The sequence below is a fragment of the Microbispora sp. H13382 genome (assembly GCF_014161445.1).
Taxonomy (GTDB): domain Bacteria; phylum Actinomycetota; class Actinomycetes; order Streptosporangiales; family Streptosporangiaceae; genus Microbispora.
On record NZ_JABBXA010000001.1, the window covers coordinates 606,621 to 622,173 of the forward strand.

General features: G+C 71.9%; 14 protein-coding genes. 10 read left to right on the forward strand and 4 right to left on the reverse strand.

What is annotated here, in order from left to right:
- Positions 1–7: 7 nt before the first annotated feature.
- Positions 8–580 (reverse strand): GNAT family N-acetyltransferase, encoded by a 573-nt coding sequence (locus HHX41_RS02690; RefSeq protein ID WP_169978600.1) that lies wholly within the window; start codon positions 578–580, stop codon positions 8–10.
- A gap of 44 nt (positions 581–624) precedes the next feature.
- Entirely contained in the window at positions 625–1,101 is a 477-nt protein-coding gene (locus HHX41_RS02695; protein WP_169978598.1) for a YbaK/EbsC family protein, read from the reverse strand.
- A gap of 125 nt (positions 1,102–1,226) precedes the next feature.
- Between HHX41_RS02695 and HHX41_RS02700 the strand changes: the two genes are divergently transcribed.
- Both HHX41_RS02700 and HHX41_RS02705 read left to right on the forward strand, forming a co-directional pair.
- The gene (locus tag HHX41_RS02700) at positions 1,227–2,069 is read left to right on the forward strand and encodes a L,D-transpeptidase family protein (RefSeq protein WP_259400563.1); all 843 of its coding nucleotides are present in this window, start codon (positions 1,227–1,229) and stop codon (positions 2,067–2,069) included.
- A 566-nt stretch (positions 2,070–2,635) separates the two neighbouring features.
- Positions 2,636–3,073, forward strand: coding sequence for an SAV_6107 family HEPN domain-containing protein (locus HHX41_RS02705; RefSeq protein ID WP_142556683.1), 438 nt, complete (start codon positions 2,636–2,638; stop codon positions 3,071–3,073).
- Between the two features lie 183 nt (positions 3,074–3,256).
- On the opposite strand, the gene HHX41_RS02710 is transcribed toward HHX41_RS02705, so the two are convergent.
- Both HHX41_RS02710 and HHX41_RS02715 read right to left on the reverse strand, forming a co-directional pair.
- A complete protein-coding gene (locus HHX41_RS02710; protein WP_169978596.1) occupies positions 3,257–4,501 on the reverse strand; it encodes an arginine deiminase in 1,245 nt (414 codons plus the stop codon).
- Positions 4,502–4,636: 135 nt separating this feature from the next.
- Positions 4,637–5,131: a transcriptional regulator gene (locus HHX41_RS02715; protein ID WP_030508976.1), complete on the reverse strand. Its 495-nt coding sequence runs from the start codon at positions 5,129–5,131 to the stop codon at positions 4,637–4,639.
- A 435-nt stretch (positions 5,132–5,566) separates the two neighbouring features.
- Here HHX41_RS02715 and pyrR point away from each other — a divergent pair, with 435 nt between their 5' ends.
- The 8 genes from pyrR to pyrF are packed head-to-tail and all read left to right on the forward strand — an operon-like array spanning position 5,567 to position 15,367.
- Complete coding sequence (gene pyrR, locus HHX41_RS02720) at positions 5,567–6,124, forward strand: bifunctional pyr operon transcriptional regulator/uracil phosphoribosyltransferase PyrR (protein ID WP_169978594.1); 558 nt, start codon at positions 5,567–5,569, stop codon at positions 6,122–6,124.
- On the forward strand, positions 6,121–7,056 hold the full coding sequence (locus tag HHX41_RS02725; protein ID WP_169978592.1) for an aspartate carbamoyltransferase catalytic subunit: 936 nt from the start codon (positions 6,121–6,123) through the stop codon (positions 7,054–7,056). The genes pyrR and HHX41_RS02725 overlap by 4 nt, the downstream gene beginning before the upstream one ends.
- Before the next feature lie 29 nt (positions 7,057–7,085).
- Positions 7,086–8,387 carry a dihydroorotase gene (locus tag HHX41_RS02730; protein ID WP_182904654.1) on the forward strand — a complete coding sequence of 434 codons (1,302 nt, stop codon included), beginning with the start codon at positions 7,086–7,088 and terminating at the stop codon, positions 8,385–8,387.
- Positions 8,384–9,499 carry a glutamine-hydrolyzing carbamoyl-phosphate synthase small subunit gene (carA, locus tag HHX41_RS02735; RefSeq protein ID WP_169978588.1) on the forward strand — a complete coding sequence of 372 codons (1,116 nt, stop codon included), beginning with the start codon at positions 8,384–8,386 and terminating at the stop codon, positions 9,497–9,499. The genes HHX41_RS02730 and carA overlap by 4 nt, the downstream gene beginning before the upstream one ends.
- A complete protein-coding gene (gene carB / locus HHX41_RS02740) occupies positions 9,492–12,770 on the forward strand; it encodes a carbamoyl-phosphate synthase large subunit (protein WP_182904655.1) in 3,279 nt (1,092 codons plus the stop codon). Before carA ends, carB begins: the two co-directional genes overlap by 8 nt.
- Positions 12,771–12,818: 48 nt before the next feature.
- Complete coding sequence (locus HHX41_RS02745) at positions 12,819–13,676, forward strand: dihydroorotate dehydrogenase electron transfer subunit (RefSeq protein ID WP_169978584.1); 858 nt, start codon at positions 12,819–12,821, stop codon at positions 13,674–13,676.
- A gap of 21 nt (positions 13,677–13,697) precedes the next feature.
- The gene (locus HHX41_RS02750; RefSeq protein WP_182904656.1) at positions 13,698–14,672 is read left to right on the forward strand and encodes a dihydroorotate dehydrogenase; all 975 of its coding nucleotides are present in this window, start codon (positions 13,698–13,700) and stop codon (positions 14,670–14,672) included.
- On the forward strand, positions 14,669–15,367 hold the full coding sequence (pyrF, locus tag HHX41_RS02755) for an orotidine-5'-phosphate decarboxylase (protein WP_169978580.1): 699 nt from the start codon (positions 14,669–14,671) through the stop codon (positions 15,365–15,367). The genes HHX41_RS02750 and pyrF overlap by 4 nt, the downstream gene beginning before the upstream one ends.
- Positions 15,368–15,553: the final 186 nt, after the last annotated feature.

Sequence of the window (15,553 nt, forward strand, 5' to 3'; positions counted from 1 at the left end):
GGTCCGTTCAGCTCTCGCGGGCCCCGAGCTCGGGCAGCGGCAGCCGCACCCCGGCGATGACGTACTCCTCGTATCCGCCGGGGAAGACGAACCGGGTCATCAGGTCGGCGAACCCGACGTCCCGGTAGAGATGCCGGGCCACCGTGGGGGCGTCGTGCGTCGAGAGCACGGCCGTACGCTCCGGGCGGCCCTCGCACAGCGTGTGGATCAGGCGCCGCCCGATCCCCTGGCCCTGGTACTCGGGGCGCACGTGGATCTCGGCGATCTCCAGGGCGTCGCCGAACCAGTCCTCCGCCACCACCGGCCCGGCCCGGTCCTGCAGCGCCCCGCGTACGACGTCGTGCCACCACTGCCCATGGCCGCCGTGGAAGCCGTACGCGAAGCCGGCGACGCCGCCAGGAGCCTGCGCGTCCTCGGCGAGCATGCAGTCGAAGTCGGGATAGGTGGAGTGGTTACGCATGATCGCCATGCGCCCCGCGAGCTGGTCCGACGGCGGGCGCATGGCGACCGTGTAAATCTCCAGAACGGTGTCCAGCACCGCCCTGAACCGGTCGGGCCCCACCCGTCGCAGTTGGATCACTCGTCGCACATTAGCAAAACGTCGCCGGGCCGGTCCGGCAGGCGTCACTCCACCTCGGCGGCCGTGCCCCCGGTAATGCGCAGCAACTCCTCGTAGGACGTGGGGAAGACCGTGTGGGGGTGCCCCGCGGCGGCCCACACCACGCTGTGCTTGCCCAGCCAGGTGTCCACGAGCGTCCGTACGGGCGCGGGGTGCCCGACCGGGGCGACGCCGCCGATGGGCTGCCCGGTGTGCTCGCGGACGAACTCCGGCGTGGCCCGCCGCACCTTCGCCGCGCCGACGAGCCGCGCGATCAGGTCGGTGTTCACGCGGTGGGCGCCGCTGGTGAGCACCAGCAGCGGCGCGCCGTCCGCGTCGAAGATCAGGCTGTTCGCGATCGCGCCCACCTCGCAGCCGAGCCGGGCCGCCGCAGTGGCGGCGGTCGGGGCGGCCTCGTCCAGCACGACGACCTCGCCCGCCACCTCGTGGGCCCGCAGGGCCTCCTGGACTCGGACGACGTTCGGATGCAACTTTTCTGCCACGCGGTCACTCTAAACGGATTGCCAGGACATACGCCGCCGATTATGGCCACTTAAGATCAAGCGGCTCACAATCGGACCGTAAGGTGGGTCCTTTGATCGGGAATCGGGCTTATGAGGGGTTGGTCATGATGAGGGGTCGACGGCGACTGGCCGCGGCCACGCTCGTCGCGGTGGGGGCCGTGACGTTCGCGGTGGCCGGCGTCACCGGCACGGCGCAGGCGCGCACCGCCGCGCCCGCGGGAGCGGTGACCACGGCGACCGTGCCGCCAGCGTTACCGGCGCTCGCGGCGCTCCCGGCGCGCGCCGCCGCCTATCCGCCGTTCACCGCGCCGGGCAAGACGCTCAGGCTCGGCGCCAAGGGCTCGGCCGTGAAGGCGCTGCAGTCCCGGCTCCAGGAGCTCGGATACATGCCCGGCGCGGCCGACGGCCGGTACGGCGGGGCCACGCTGACGGCGGTCTGGGCGTTCCAGAAGGTGCAGGGGATCAAGCCGACCAGCACGATCGCCGCCCGCACCTGGAGGGCGCTGGAGAACCCCCGCGCGCCCAGGGTCCTGGTGCCCCGGGGCAAGCCGACGCGCGTCGAGGTGGACCTGACCAGACAGGTGATGGTTCTGTACCGGGGCGGCGCGCCGGTGATGATCAGCCACATCTCCAGCGGCAGCGGCATCCCCTACACCGAGTACGCCACCTGGAACGGCAAGCGGCAGCGGTTCTCCGGCAGCGCCCGCACGCCGACCGGCGACTACACGACCACCTGGCGGGTCAAGGGCTGGCACCGGTCCTACCTCGGGCAGCTCTACAACCCGATCTTCTTCAACGGCGGCATCGCGCTCCACGGCGCCCTGTCGGTGCCGCTCTACCCGGCGTCGCACGGCTGCGTGCGGCTGCCCATGAACGTGGCCGAGGTCCTGCCGGGCATGCTCGGCAGGGGCGTCCCGGTGCACGTCAGGGGTGCCTTCAGGCGCTAGTGCCCCTCCCGCCAACCTTTGCCCCGTCGCGTCGCCCAGAGCGGCACCTCGCTGCGTTGTCGTCGTCGCTCGTAGCTCCGCTACGAGCTCCTCCTCCGCCTTGCGATGCACCACTCTGGCCACCGCTCCGTCCGGGCAAACTTTGGCGGTCGCGGCACCAGTTCCACCCCCGGAGGGGCCCCGCGCGAGGTGCTCGCGCGGGGCCCCTCCGCCGTCTCGTGCCCACGTTTGCGCCACACTCCTCGAACACGTATTCGTTGACAGCCTTGACAGTGGACATGATCGAATCTATGTTCGATGGAGTGGGCGTGGGACTCGCGGCTCGCGCCCACCCCGTTGGAATCGTGCCTTCGTCGTCGGCGGAGACGGATGCGGCACGGCCCGCGGCGTGGGCCGGACGGGGAGAGGGGAAGCTCCTCGTCCGGCCGCCCACGGGAGCCTGAGAAAGCGTCGGGCGATCTCGAGCGGTTCACGGGATCTCCCGGCCGGCGAAATTGTCGGTGCGATCTGCGACTGTGAGATCACCGGCGACCTTCGCCGGAGTGCCACGACTCAAGGAGGCGGGCATGACTGAGGAGAACGACGATCAGAAGAGCGGGCCCCGGCTCTCGCAGGCGGTTCTGGCACACCTCGCGGACGCCAGAGCATGCCTCGCGGACGCCACCGTCGGGCCCACCCCCGCGGACCGCTACGTGTCGGCCCACCTGGCGGCCCTCCGTGCGGCCGCCGGGATCCTCGCGGCGCGTCCGCGGCCGATGGACGGCCGCAGGCGGCGCCTGCGCAGCGCCTGGGAGCTGCTGCCGGAGGCCGAGCCCAAGCTCGCGGACTGGGCGGCCTACTTCGCGGTGAGCGCGACCAAGCGTGCGGCGGCCGAGGCCGGCATGGTCCGCGCCGTCACGCAGAACGACGCGGAAGAGATCATAGCGGAGGCGGACAGGTTCGTCGGCGAGGTCGAGTCGATCCTCGGTCTGCCGGGCCGCCCCACCCTGCCCATGGCCGGCTGACCACCGATCCCGGCACGGCGCGGATCGGCAGGGTCGCCACCATGCCGAGCGCCGTCGCCAGACCCGGCCGGCTCGCTGCGGCCAGGCGTGCCGCAGGGGAGGACGAGCGGCGCGGCCGCGTCCGATGACCGGCCGCCGCGCGGTGTCTCGGGTCCGCTCCTGCCGTGGGCGGGCCGCGGGTGCTCAGACGGGGTCGCGCTCCAGGGGGCAGCTCATGCACCGGGGCCCGCCGCGTCCGCGGCCGAGCTCGCTGCCGCGGATCGGGATGACCTCGATGCCGTGCCTGCGCAGGTGGTTGTTGGTCGTGGTGTTGCGTTCGTAGGCGACGACCACACCCGGCTCCAGCGCCAGCACGTTGCAGCCGTCGTCCCACTGCTCGCGCTCGGCCGCGTGCACGTCCTGCGTCGGCGTGAGGACCTTGATGTCGTCCAGGCCGAGGGCCCGCGCGATCGCCTTGTGCATGTCCTCCGGCGGGTGGTCGGTGACCTTCAGCTCCTTGTCGGTGTCGCCCGGCTCCACCGTGTACGAGGGAAGCATGCCGAGCCCGGCGTACTTGGTGAACACGCCCACGTCGACGTTGGTCATCACGGTGTCGAGGTGCATGAACGCACGGGTCTTGGGCAGGTCGAGCGCCACGATGCGGGTCGCCGACCCCGCCCGGAACAGGTTGGTGGCCAGCATCTCGACCGCCTGCGGCTGGGTGCGCTCGCTCACCCCGACGAGCACGACGCCGCCGCCGAGCACCAGGACGTCGCCGCCCTCGATGGTGGCCGGGGCCATGCGCACGCCCTCGTACCAGACGTTGAACCCCCCGTCGTCCGGGTTGCCGTAGCCCGCGGCGAACAGCGGATGCCAGCGATAGACGGCCTCGTAGTTGACGGTCTCCCGCCTGCGCGCCTTCTTGCGCATCGCGTTGATCGACACCCCGTCGTACACCCAGCAGGAGGTGTCGCGGGCGAACAGGTGGTTGGGCAGCGGCGGGAGGACGAAGTCGTCCATCGCCAGGGTGTGGAAGGTGATGGAGCCCGGGTCGCAGCCCAGCTCCATGATCTCGCGCTTGGTGATCCCGCCGGTCAGCAGCGGTGCGAGCGCGTCGGCGTCGAGTGAGTCGAGCGTGTTGCGGATCGCGTCGGCGGTCAGCGGGCCGAACCAGTGCTCGTCGACGCTGCCGTCGAGGATGTGCTTGCGCGCGTCGGGGATCTCGATCACCTCGCGCAGGAGGTCGCCGAGGTGGTGCACCGTGACGCCGCGCCCGGCGAGCACGTCGCACCACTCGCGGTGCTCCTCCAGCGCGCGGTGCACCCAGAGCACGTCGTCGAACAGCAGGCCGTCCTTGTTGCCCGGGGTGAGCCGCTTGAGCGCGAGTTCGGGTATGTCGACCAGGACGCGGCGAAGCCTGCCCACCTCGGAGCCCACGTAAAACGTCATGTCCTGCACTATCCCCGCGTGGCGGGAATCACTCGTACCGGCGGCTCCCCGGTGCGGTGGCGCCGTCTGAGCCACACGCGGCAGGGCGTGATTCGTGCACCGTGACGGGGAGCCGCGTACGAGCCGGGCAGGAGGTCAGAAGGACTCGACGGCGCGGCGGGCCTCCGCGTCGAGCACACCCCAGTGGATGAACTCCTCGGTCAGCTCGACCGGCGACTTGTCGTAGATGACCGCGAGCGAGCGCAGGTCCTCCTGCCGGATGGACAGCACCTTGCCGTTGTAGTCGCCACGCTGGCTCTGGATCGTCGCGGCGTAACGCGCCAGCGGGCCGGCCTTGTCCTTCGGCAGCTGCGACAGGCGCTCCAGGTCGATGACCAGCTTGGGCGCGGGCGCGAGCGGACTGGGGGCGGCTCCGCCGGGAAGAAGCTCCGACACCGGCACTCCGTAGAAATCCGCGAGCTCGGCGAGCTTCTGCACGGTTACCGCGCGGTCGCCCCGCTCATAGGAGCCCACGACGACGGCCTTCCACCGTCCGCGGGACTTCTCTTCCACACCGTGCAGGGACAACCCCTGCTGGGTCCGGATGGCGCGCAGGCGCGCGCCCAGCGACTTGGCGTAGTCAGACGGCATCGTGTGGCCCCCGGCTTTCTATGTCTCTTCTCACTTGATTGTGCGCCCTTGTCCTAAGCGTTCCGAACACCGGGGCTGGTGCCTGTGACCGGCACCTTCGGTGACCGCTGCGTCGGGTTTTACCCAGGAAGGTCGCGTGTTGTGGTTACGGACAGTGACGGTAAAGCCGACACTCCCAAAGGTCAAGCTGATTGGAAAAAAGAGCGTCAAACAGTGCTCTCCCCGAAATCCCCGACACCCGGCGCGATGCGGCTTCCGATCCCCGATACGTAACCGGCACGTCTCCCGTCGCGTCCTCCCCACGCCGCCGGCGAGCGGCCCCGGGGGTGTATCACCCCTGGCGGGAGGGGGGTTCGCAGACGGCCCTGATACTCTAAGCAGACCGAACACCCTTTAAGACCCGTCCCGTGAGGCGGGAAAGGTGGTGACTTTTTCATGTCTGATGCCCGAAATCCGGCCCGCGCCGTCCTGGAGGGGCCCGACATCCACCGGGCGCTCACCCGGATCGCACACGAGATCCTCGAACGGACCAGGGGCGCGGAGAGCGTCGTCCTGATCGGCATCCCCACCCGCGGCGCCACCCTCGCGCAGCGCATCGCCGGGCGCATCGCGCAGTTCGAGGGGATCAAGGTTCCCGTCGGCGCCATCGACGTCACGATGTACCGCGACGACCTGCGCCTGCGGCCCGCGCGCCCGCTCGGCCGCACCGAACTGCCCCCGGACGGCGTGGACGGCAGGACCGTCGTCCTGGTGGACGACGTCCTCTACTCCGGCCGCACCGTGCGCGCCGCGCTCGACGCGCTGAACGACGTGGGCAGGCCCAGGGCAGTCCAGCTCGCCACGCTCGTCGACCGCGGCCACCGGGAGCTGCCGATCCGCGCCGACTACGTCGGCAAGAACCTGCCGACCTCCAAGAGCGAGAAGGTCAAGGTCTTCCTGGAGGAGACGGACGGGCGCGACGCGGTCGTGCTCATCAAGGAGGACGACCGATGAAGCGGCACCTGATCTCGACCGGCGACCTCACCCGCGACGACGCCCTCCTCATCCTCGACACGGCCGAGGAACTGGCCCAGGTCTCGCAGCGGTCCATCAAGAAGCTGCCGACGCTGCGCGGCCGCACGGTGGTGAACCTCTTCTTCGAGGACTCCACCCGGACCCGCATCTCGTTCGAGGCCGCGGCCAAGCGCCTGTCGGCCGATGTGATCAATTTCTCGGCCAAGGGATCGAGCGTGTCCAAGGGCGAGTCGCTGAAGGACACCGCGCTCACCCTGGAGGCCATGGGCGCCGACGCCGTGGTCATCCGGCACAGCGCCTCCGGCGCGCCGCACCGCCTGGCCAACTGGGTGCGCGGCAGCGTGGTCAACGCCGGCGACGGCACCCACGAGCACCCCACCCAGGCGCTGCTCGACGCCTTCAGCATCCGCCGCCGGCTGGGCCGGCTGGAGGGCCTGAAGATCGCCATCGTGGGCGACGTGCTGCACAGCCGGGTCGCCCGGTCCAACGTGCTGCTGCTGCACACGCTCGGCGCGGAGGTGACGCTGGTCGCGCCCCCGACCCTGCTGCCGGTCGCGGTCGGGACGTGGCCCTGCCAGGTCTCCTACGACCTCGACGCCGTGCTGCCCAAGTCGGACGTCGTGATGATGCTGCGGGTCCAGCTCGAACGCATGAACGCGGCCTACTTCCCCTCGGCGCGGGAGTACAGCCGCCGCTACGGCCTCGACCGCGACCGCTTCGCCCGCCTGCACGACGACGCCGTCGTCATGCACCCCGGCCCGATGAACCGCGGAATGGAGATCTCCGCGGAGGTCGCCGACTCGCCGCGCTCGACGATCGTCGAGCAGGTCACCAACGGCGTGACCGTCCGGATGGCCGTTCTCTACCTGCTGCTCGGCGGATCCGAGCCCGCGATCGGAGGCGCCGAATGAGCACCCACGACCTTCACGAGGGGACGGCTGTGAGCACCATCCTCATCAGGGGCGCCCGGATCCTGGGCGGCGCCCCGAGCGACATCCTGCTGCGCGACGGCGTCGTGGCGGAGACCGGCGACCTCGCGGGCGCGAGGGCCGACCAGACGGTCGACGCCGACGGGCTGGTCGCCCTGCCCGGCCTGGTGGACCTGCACACCCACCTGCGCGAGCCCGGCCGGGAGGACGCCGAGACGGTCGAGACCGGGACCCAGGCCGCGGCGCGCGGCGGGTACACCGCCGTCCACGCGATGGCCAACACCTCCCCCGTGGCCGACACCGCCGGCGTGGTGGAGCAGGTCTGGCGGCTCGGCCAGGAGCACGGCCACTGCGACGTGCAGCCCGTGGGCGCGGTGACCTCCGGCCTCCAGGGCCGCCAGCTCGCCGAGCTCGGCGCGATGGCCGACTCCGCGGCCCGCGTGCGGGTCTTCTCCGACGACGGCAAGTGCGTGTCCGACGCCGTGCTGATGCGCCGGGCGCTGGAGTACGTCAAGGCGTTCGACGGCGTCGTCGCCCAGCACGCCCAGGAGCCGAGGCTGACCGAGGGCGCCCAGCTCAACGAGGGCGAGGTGTCGGCCAGGCTCGGCCTGACCGGCTGGCCGGCGGTCGCCGAGGAGGCGATCATCGCGCGTGACTGCCTGCTCGCCGCGCACGTCGGCTCCCGGCTGCACGTCTGCCACGTCTCCACCGCGGGCTCGGTCGAGATCATCCGCTGGGCCAAGTCGAAGGGCTGGGACGTGACCGCCGAGGTCACCCCGCACCACCTCCTGCTGACCGACTCCTGCGCGGAGCGCTCGCCGCTCGGCCCGTACAACCCGATCTACAAGGTGAACCCGCCGCTGCGCACCGCCGAGGACGTGCGGGCGCTGCGCGAGGCGCTGGCCGACGGCACGATCGACTGCGTGGCCACCGACCACGCGCCCCACCCGGTCGAGGACAAGGAGACCGAGTGGGCCGCGGCGGCCATGGGCATGATCGGCCTGGAGACCGCCCTGTCCGTGGTCCAGGAGGCCATGGTCGAGACCGGCCTGCTCGACTGGGCCGGCGTCGCCGACCGCATGTCGGCGCGGCCCGCGAGGATCGGCCGCCTGACCGGGCACGGCCGCCCGATCGAGCCCGGCGCCCCCGGCAACGTCACCCTGTACGACCCGTCGGGCCGGCAGCCCGTGGACCCCGCCGCGATGGTGTCGAAAAGCCGCAACACCCCCTACGAGGGGCTGACCCTGCCCGGCCGCGTCGTCGCGACGTTCCTGCGCGGCCGCCCCACCGTTCTCGAAGGGAAGCTCGTATGACAGCCCTGCTCGTGCTCGAGGACGGACGCGTCTTCGAGGGAACGCCGTACGGCGCCGTGGGCGAGACGTTCGGCGAGATGGTCTTCAACACCGGCATGACCGGCTACCAGGAGACGCTCACCGACCCCTCCTACCACCGGCAGATCGTGGCGATGACCGCCCCGCACATCGGCAACACCGGCGTCAACGACGAGGACCCCGAGTCCCGCAGGGTCTGGGTCGCCGGCTACGTGGTGCGGGAGCCGTCGCGGATCCCCTCGAACTGGCGCTCCCGCAGGACGCTCGACGAATATCTGCGCGACCAGGGCGTCGTCGGGATCGCGATGCCCGGCACCCGTGCCCTCACCCGCCACCTGCGCGAGCGCGGCGCGATGCGCGCGGGCGTCTTCAGCGAGGGCGGCGACGTCGCCGAGCTCGTCGAGCGGGTGCGGCGCGCGCCCGGCATGGAGGGCGCCGACCTGGCCCGCGAGGTCAGCACGCCCGAGCCGTACGTCGTGCCGGCCGTCGGCCGCAAGCGCTTCACCGTCGCCGCGGTCGACCTCGGCATCAAGGCCATGACGCCGCAGCGGATGTCCGAGCGGGGCTGCGAGGTGCACGTGCTGCCCGCGACCGCCAAGGCGGCCGACATCCTCGCCCTCGACCCCGACGGCGTCTTCTTCTCCAACGGCCCCGGCGACCCCGCCGCCGCCGGCTACGCGGTCGACTCCCTGCGCGAGGTGCTGGGCGAGAGCGTGCCGTTCTTCGGCATCTGCTTCGGCAACCAGATCCTCGGACGGGCGCTCGGCCTCGGCACCTACAAGCTGCGGTACGGCCACCGCGGGGTGAACCAGCCGGTGCAGGACCGCAGGACCGGCAAGGTCGAGATCTCCGCGCACAACCACGGCTTCGCCGTGCGCGCGCCGCTGGACGGGCCCTTCGAGACGCCGTACGGCGCGGCGGAGGTGAGCCACGTCAACCTCAACGACGACTGCGTGGAGGGGCTGCGCCTGCTGGACCGCCCGGCGTTCAGCGTGCAGTACCACCCCGAGGCGGCCGCGGGGCCGCACGACGCCGCGTACCTGTTCGACGAGTTCTGCGAGCTGATGGACAAGAAGGGGGCCAAGGGTGCCTAAGCGTACGGACATCAGGTCCGTCATGGTGATCGGCTCCGGCCCGATCGTCATCGGACAGGCGTGCGAGTTCGACTACTCCGGCACCCAGGCCTGCCGCGTCCTGCGCAGCGAGGGGTTCCGGGTCATCCTGGTCAACAGCAACCCCGCCACGATCATGACGGACCCGGAGTTCGCCGACGCCACCTACGTCGAGCCGATCACGCCGGACATCGTCGAGAAGATCATCGCCAAGGAGCGGCCCGATGCGCTGCTGCCCACGCTGGGCGGCCAGACCGCGCTCAACACGGCCGTGGCGCTGCACGAGGCGGGTGTGCTCGGCAAGTACGGCGTCGAGCTGATCGGCGCCGACATCGACGCCATCCAGGCGGGGGAGAACCGCGAGCGGTTCAAGGAGATCGTCGCGAAGGTCGCCGTCGAGCACGGCCTCAACGCCGAGTCGGCGCGCAGCGCGATCTGCCACACGATGGACGAGTGCCTGCGCGCGGCCGACGAGCTGGGCTACCCCGTCGTCGTCCGCCCGAGCTTCACGATGGGCGGCGCGGGGTCCGGCTTCGCCCACGACGAGCAGGAGCTGCACCGCATCGCGGGCGCCGGCCTGGACGCCTCCCCGACCACCGAGGTGCTCCTGGAGGAGTCGATCCTCGGCTGGAAGGAGTACGAGCTGGAGGTCATGCGGGACCGCAACGACAACGTGGTCATCGTGTGCTCCATCGAGAACATCGACCCGATGGGCGTCCACACCGGCGACAGCGTGACCGTGGCGCCCGCGCTGACCCTGACCGACCGCGAGTACCAGAACATGCGCGACGTCGCGATCGCGGTCATCCGCGAGGTCGGCGTCGACACCGGCGGCTGCAACATCCAGTTCGCGGTCGACCCGGAGACCGGCCGGATGATCGTCATCGAGATGAACCCGCGCGTTTCGCGGTCGTCGGCGCTGGCGTCCAAGGCCACCGGCTTCCCGATCGCCAAGATCGCCGCCAAGCTCGCGATCGGGTACACCCTCGACGAGGTCCCCAACGACATCACCAAGGAGACCCCGGCGTCGTTCGAGCCGTCGCTCGACTACATCGTGGTCAAGGTGCCCAGGTTCGCGTTCGAGAAGTTCGCCGGGGCCGACGAGACGCTGACCACCCACATGAAGTCGGTCGGCGAGGCGATGGCGATCGGGCGCTCCTTCCCGGAGGCGCTGCAGAAGGCGCTGCGGTCGCTGGAGAAGAAGGGGTCGTCGTTCGGCTGGGCGGGCGAGCCCGGCGACCTGGACGAGCTCCTGGAGGCCTGCCGCAGGCCGCACGACGGACGGCTGCGCACGATGCAGCAGGCCATCAGGGCGGGCGCGACGCCCGAGCAGGTCCACGAGGCCACGAAGGTGGACCCGTGGTTCGTCGACCAGCTCTTCGCGATCGACGAGGTCGCCCGGTCGATCACCGCGCTCGACCGGCCCACGCTGGAGCTGGCCAAGCGGCACGGCTTCAGCGACGCGCAGATCGCCGAGATCCTGGGCGTGCCGGAGACCGAGGTGCGGGCCACGCGCCACGAGCTCGGTCTGCGGCCCGTCTACAACACCGTGGACACCTGCGCCGCCGAGTTCGCCGCGCGCACGCCGTACCTCTACTCGACGTACGACGAGGAGACCGAGGTGCCGGTGGGGGACCGGCCCAAGGTGATCATCCTGGGCAGCGGGCCCAACCGCATCGGCCAGGGCATCGAGTTCGACTACGCCTGCGTGCACGCGTCGTTCGAGCTGGCCAAGGCCGGCTACGAGACCGTGATGGTCAACTGCAACCCCGAGACCGTCTCGACCGACTACGACACCTCCGGCCGGCTCTACTTCGAGCCGCTCACGCTGGAGGACGTCCTGGAGGTCGTGCACGCCGAGCAGGAGACGGGGCCGGTCGCCGGCGTCATCGTGCAGCTCGGCGGCCAGACGCCGCTCGGGCTCGCCCAGGCGCTCAAGGACGCCGGGGTGCCCGTGGTGGGCACCTCGCCCGAGTCGATCCACCTCGCCGAGGACCGGGGCGCGTTCGGCCGGGTCCTCGCCGAGGCCGGGCTTCCCGCGCCCAAGCACGGCACCGCGACGACCGTGGACGAGGCGAAGGCCGTCGCCGAGGAGATCGGCTACCCGGTGCTCGTCCGGCCGTCGTACGTGCTCGGCGGGGCCGGCATGGCCATCGTGTACGACGAGGACACCCTCGCGGCGTACATGGCGAAGGCGGCCTCCGAGCACCCGGTGCTGATCGACCGGTTCCTCGACGACGCCATCGAGATCGACGTGGACGCGCTGTTCGACGGCGAGGAGCTCTACCTCGGCGGCGTCATGGAGCACATCGAGGAGGCCGGCATCCACTCCGGCGACTCGGCCTGCGCCCTGCCGCCGATCACGCTGGGCGGCTTCGACGTCAAGCGGATCCGCGCGGCCACCGAGGCCATCGCCCGCGGCGTGGGCGTGCGCGGCCTGCTGAACGTCCAGTACGCGATGGCCTCCAACGTGCTGTACGTCCTGGAGGCCAACCCCAGGGCCAGCCGTACGGTGCCGTTCGTGTCGAAGGCCACGGCGGTGCCGCTGGCCAAGGCGGCGGCGCGGCTGATGCTGGGCGCGACGATCGCCGAGCTGCGCGCCGAGGGCATGCTGCCGGCCGACTACGACGGCGGCACGCTGCCGCTGGACGCGCCGGTCGCGGTCAAGGAGGCGGTGCTGCCGTTCAACCGGTTCCGCGGCGTGGACACCGTGCTCGGGCCGGAGATGCGCTCGACCGGCGAGGTCATGGGCATCGACGAGTTCTTCGGCACGGCCTTCGCCAAGTCGCAGTCGGCGGCCTACGGCGCGCTGCCCACCAAGGGCCGGGCGTTCGTCTCGGTCGCCAACAAGGACAAGCGGGCCATGATCTTCCCCGTGAAGGCGCTGGCGGACCTCGGCTTCGAGATCCTGGCCACGGAGGGCACCGCCGAGGTGCTGCGCCGCAACGGCGTCCATGCCAAGATCGTGCGCAAGCACAGCGACGGCGCCGGTCCCGAGGGCGAGCCGACGATCGTGCGGCGCATCCTCGACGGGGAGGTGGACCTCATCGTGAACACGCCGTTCGGCAGCCCCGGCCAGTCCGGGCCGCGCCTGGACGGGTATGAGATCCGCACCGCCGCCGTCAACCGCGGCATCGCCTGCATCACGACCGTCCAGGGCCTGGCGGCCGCCGTCCAGGGCATCCAGCACATCGTCAGAGGCGACATCGACGTGCGTTCCCTGCAGGAACACGCCAGGAGGCTGCGAGACTAGCCCGGAGCCGCGCGAGCGGAGCGAGCGCCATGAGCAGGGAGGAAGGGAGTGGCCGGTAGTCCGGTTCAGGTCACGGGCACGGTGCTGACGACGCGCCGGGTGGACGCCTACCATGCGCTCACCGTCGTCGCGCCGGGCATCGCCGACCGGTTCCGGCCCGGCCACTTCGTCACGGTCGCCGTCGGAGGCCGCGACTCCTCGATGCTCACCCGGCGGGCCTTCGCCGTCCACGACGTGAAGCCGGACTACGGTGGCACGGTGGAGCTCGTCTTCGGCGTGCGCGGCGCGGGGACGGCCTGGCTCGCCGACCGGAAAGCGCGCGACACGCTCGACCTGGTCGGACCGCTCGGCCGCCCCTTCCCCCTGCCGCGCGACCCCTGCACCTGCGTACTGGTCGGCGACGAGCACGGCTCGGCGTCGCTGTTCGCGCTGGGGGACGCGCTGCAGCAGCGGGGCTGCCGCGTCGACTTCGTGCTGGGCGCGCCGTCGGCCGACCGGGTCTTCGGGGCGCTGCGGGCGCGCCGGATGGGCGAGACGACCACGCTGACGACCGAGGACGGCTCGCTCGGCATGCGCGGCACGGTGACCGACGTGCTGCCCGGGGTGATCGCCGACGCGCGGGCCGACGCGGTCTACGCGTGCGGGCCCATGGCGACGCTGCGCGGCGTCACGGCGGTCGCCGCCCAGTTCGGCATCCCCGTGCAGGTGGCCGTGGAGGAGTCCATGGCCTGCGGCATCGGCGTCTGCATGACGTGCGTCGTGCCCGTCATCGGAGACGACGGCGTGACCCGCATGGTCCGCGCCTGCACCGAGGGGCCGGTGTTCCGGGGCGAGCGGGTGCGGTTCGACGACGTCGGGACGATCCCGTTCGACGCGCTGGGCGCGCCCGGCGGGCGGCATGCCTGAGCCGGGACGGGGGGACCGGCGGTGACGGCCGACCTCCGGACCTACCTGGCGCACGTGGAGCTGCCCAACCCGGTCCTGACCGCCTCCGGCTGCGGCGGGACCGGCCGCGAGCTGGCCCACTTCTCCGACGTCCACCGGCTGGGCGCGTTCGTCACCCGGTCGATCACCATGGCCCCCCGCGCGGGACGGCCGACGCCGCGGATGGCCGAGACCCCCTCGGGGCTGCTGAACGCCGTGGGCCTGCAGGGCCCGGGCGTCGACGGTTTCCTGGAGCGCGAGCTGCCCTGGCTGGTCGAGCGCGGGGCCCGCACGGTGGTGTCGATCGGGGGCGGCACCGTGACCGAGTACACCGCGCTGGCGCGGCGCCTGGCCGGGGCCGACGGCATCACCGCCGTGGAGATCAACCTGTCGTGCCCGAACGTCGAGGACCGCGGCAGGGTGTTCGCCCGCGACGGGTCCGCCGCGGCGGAGGTCGTGGCCTCGGTGCGCGCGGCCACGCCGTACGAGGTGCCGGTCATCGCCAAGCTGTCCCCGGACGTGGCGGACATCGTCGCGGTCGCACGGGCGTGCGTGGACGGCGGCGCCGACGCCCTCGCGATGATCAACAACCCGGTCGGGATGAGCATCGACGTGGACACGATGCGTCCCGCGCTCGCGGCCGGCACCGGAGGCCTTTCCGGCCCCGCAGTACGGCCCCTGGCCGTGCGCTGCGTCTGGCAGGTCCACGCGGCGCTGCCCGGGGTGCCGATCGTGGGCATGGGCGGCGTGACGACCGGCAGGGACGCCCTTGAGCTCGTCCTGGCGGGCGCCTGTGCCGTCGCGGTGGGCACGGCCCTGTTCCACGACCCCTACGCCTGCCCGCGCGTCCTGAGGGAGCTCGAGGAGCTTCTGCAGGAGCGCGGGTTCGACCGGCTCGCCGACGCGGTGGGCCTGGCCCACCGGCCGGCGGGCGCGCAACCACGACCACGCACAGACCTCGAGGAGAGTTCGCTTTGACCACGCCCGCTCCCATCGCCGTCGCCCTGGACGCGCCCGACCTGGAGACCGCGGCCCGCTGGGCCGGCCTGGTGACCCCGCACGTCTCCACGGTGAAGGTCGGCCTGGAGCTCTACCTGCGGTACGGGCCCGACGTGATCGCCTCGGTCCGCGGCGCCAGCGGCGTGCGGGTCTTCCTGGACCTCAAGCTGCACGACATCCCGAACACGGTCGGCGCCGCCGCCCGGGCGGTCGCGCGGCTCAAGCCGACGTACCTCACCGTGCACGCCGCCGGGGGGGCGGCGATGGTCAGGGCGGCCGTCGAGGCGGCCCCCAGCACCCAGATCGCGGCCGTGACGCTCCTGACGTCGCTTTCCGAGGCCGATCTCCGCGAGATCGGCATCCAGGGACCCCCCGAGGACCTCGTGCGCCGTATGGCCGCCGTGGCCGTCGGGGCGGGCGCCCAGGCTCTCGTCTGCTCCCCCCGGGAGGTCGCCGCCGTACGCGCGGAGGTCGGCCCGGACGTGACGCTCATCACCCCGGGCGTGCGGCTCGCCGGCGCCGACACCCAGGACCAGGCGCGGGTGGCCACCCCGGAGGAGGCGATCGCCCAGGGGGCCGACCTCCTCGTGATCGGACGGCCCATCACGGGGGCCCCCGACCCAGGCGCGGCGGCCGCCGGGATCGCCGCCGCGCTGCGCCGCGTGAGCCCCTGAGCGCTCGCCCGAGGCACGCCAGGCCGGAGCCGCGAAGCCGCCCGGAGGCGACCGCGCCCGGCCGTTAGCGGCCCGTGAACGTCTCACGCGCCCGTCACCAAGCGTCATTCGGTTCCGGGCCTGCTGAGGCGGTTTTGATCTACGAAGAGTAACTTTTCGAATACCAAAAGTAGTAAAATCAATTTT

What these genes read in the sequence shown, in the direction of transcription:
- HHX41_RS02700 (WP_259400563.1), top strand. Translation starts at nt 1,227, where the DNA reads ATGATGAGGGGTCGACGGCGACTGGCCGCGGCCACGCTCGTCGCGGTG.
- HHX41_RS02705 (WP_142556683.1), top strand. Translation starts at nt 2,636, where the DNA reads ATGACTGAGGAGAACGACGATCAGAAGAGCGGGCCCCGGCTCTCGCAG.
- HHX41_RS02710 (WP_169978596.1), bottom strand. Translation starts at nt 4,501, where the DNA reads ATGACGTTTTACGTGGGCTCCGAGGTGGGCAGGCTTCGCCGCGTCCTG.
- HHX41_RS02715 (WP_030508976.1), bottom strand. Translation starts at nt 5,131, where the DNA reads ATGCCGTCTGACTACGCCAAGTCGCTGGGCGCGCGCCTGCGCGCCATC.
- pyrR (WP_169978594.1), top strand. Translation starts at nt 5,567, where the DNA reads ATGTCTGATGCCCGAAATCCGGCCCGCGCCGTCCTGGAGGGGCCCGAC.
- HHX41_RS02725 (WP_169978592.1), top strand. Translation starts at nt 6,121, where the DNA reads ATGAAGCGGCACCTGATCTCGACCGGCGACCTCACCCGCGACGACGCC.
- carA (WP_169978588.1), top strand. Translation starts at nt 8,384, where the DNA reads ATGACAGCCCTGCTCGTGCTCGAGGACGGACGCGTCTTCGAGGGAACG.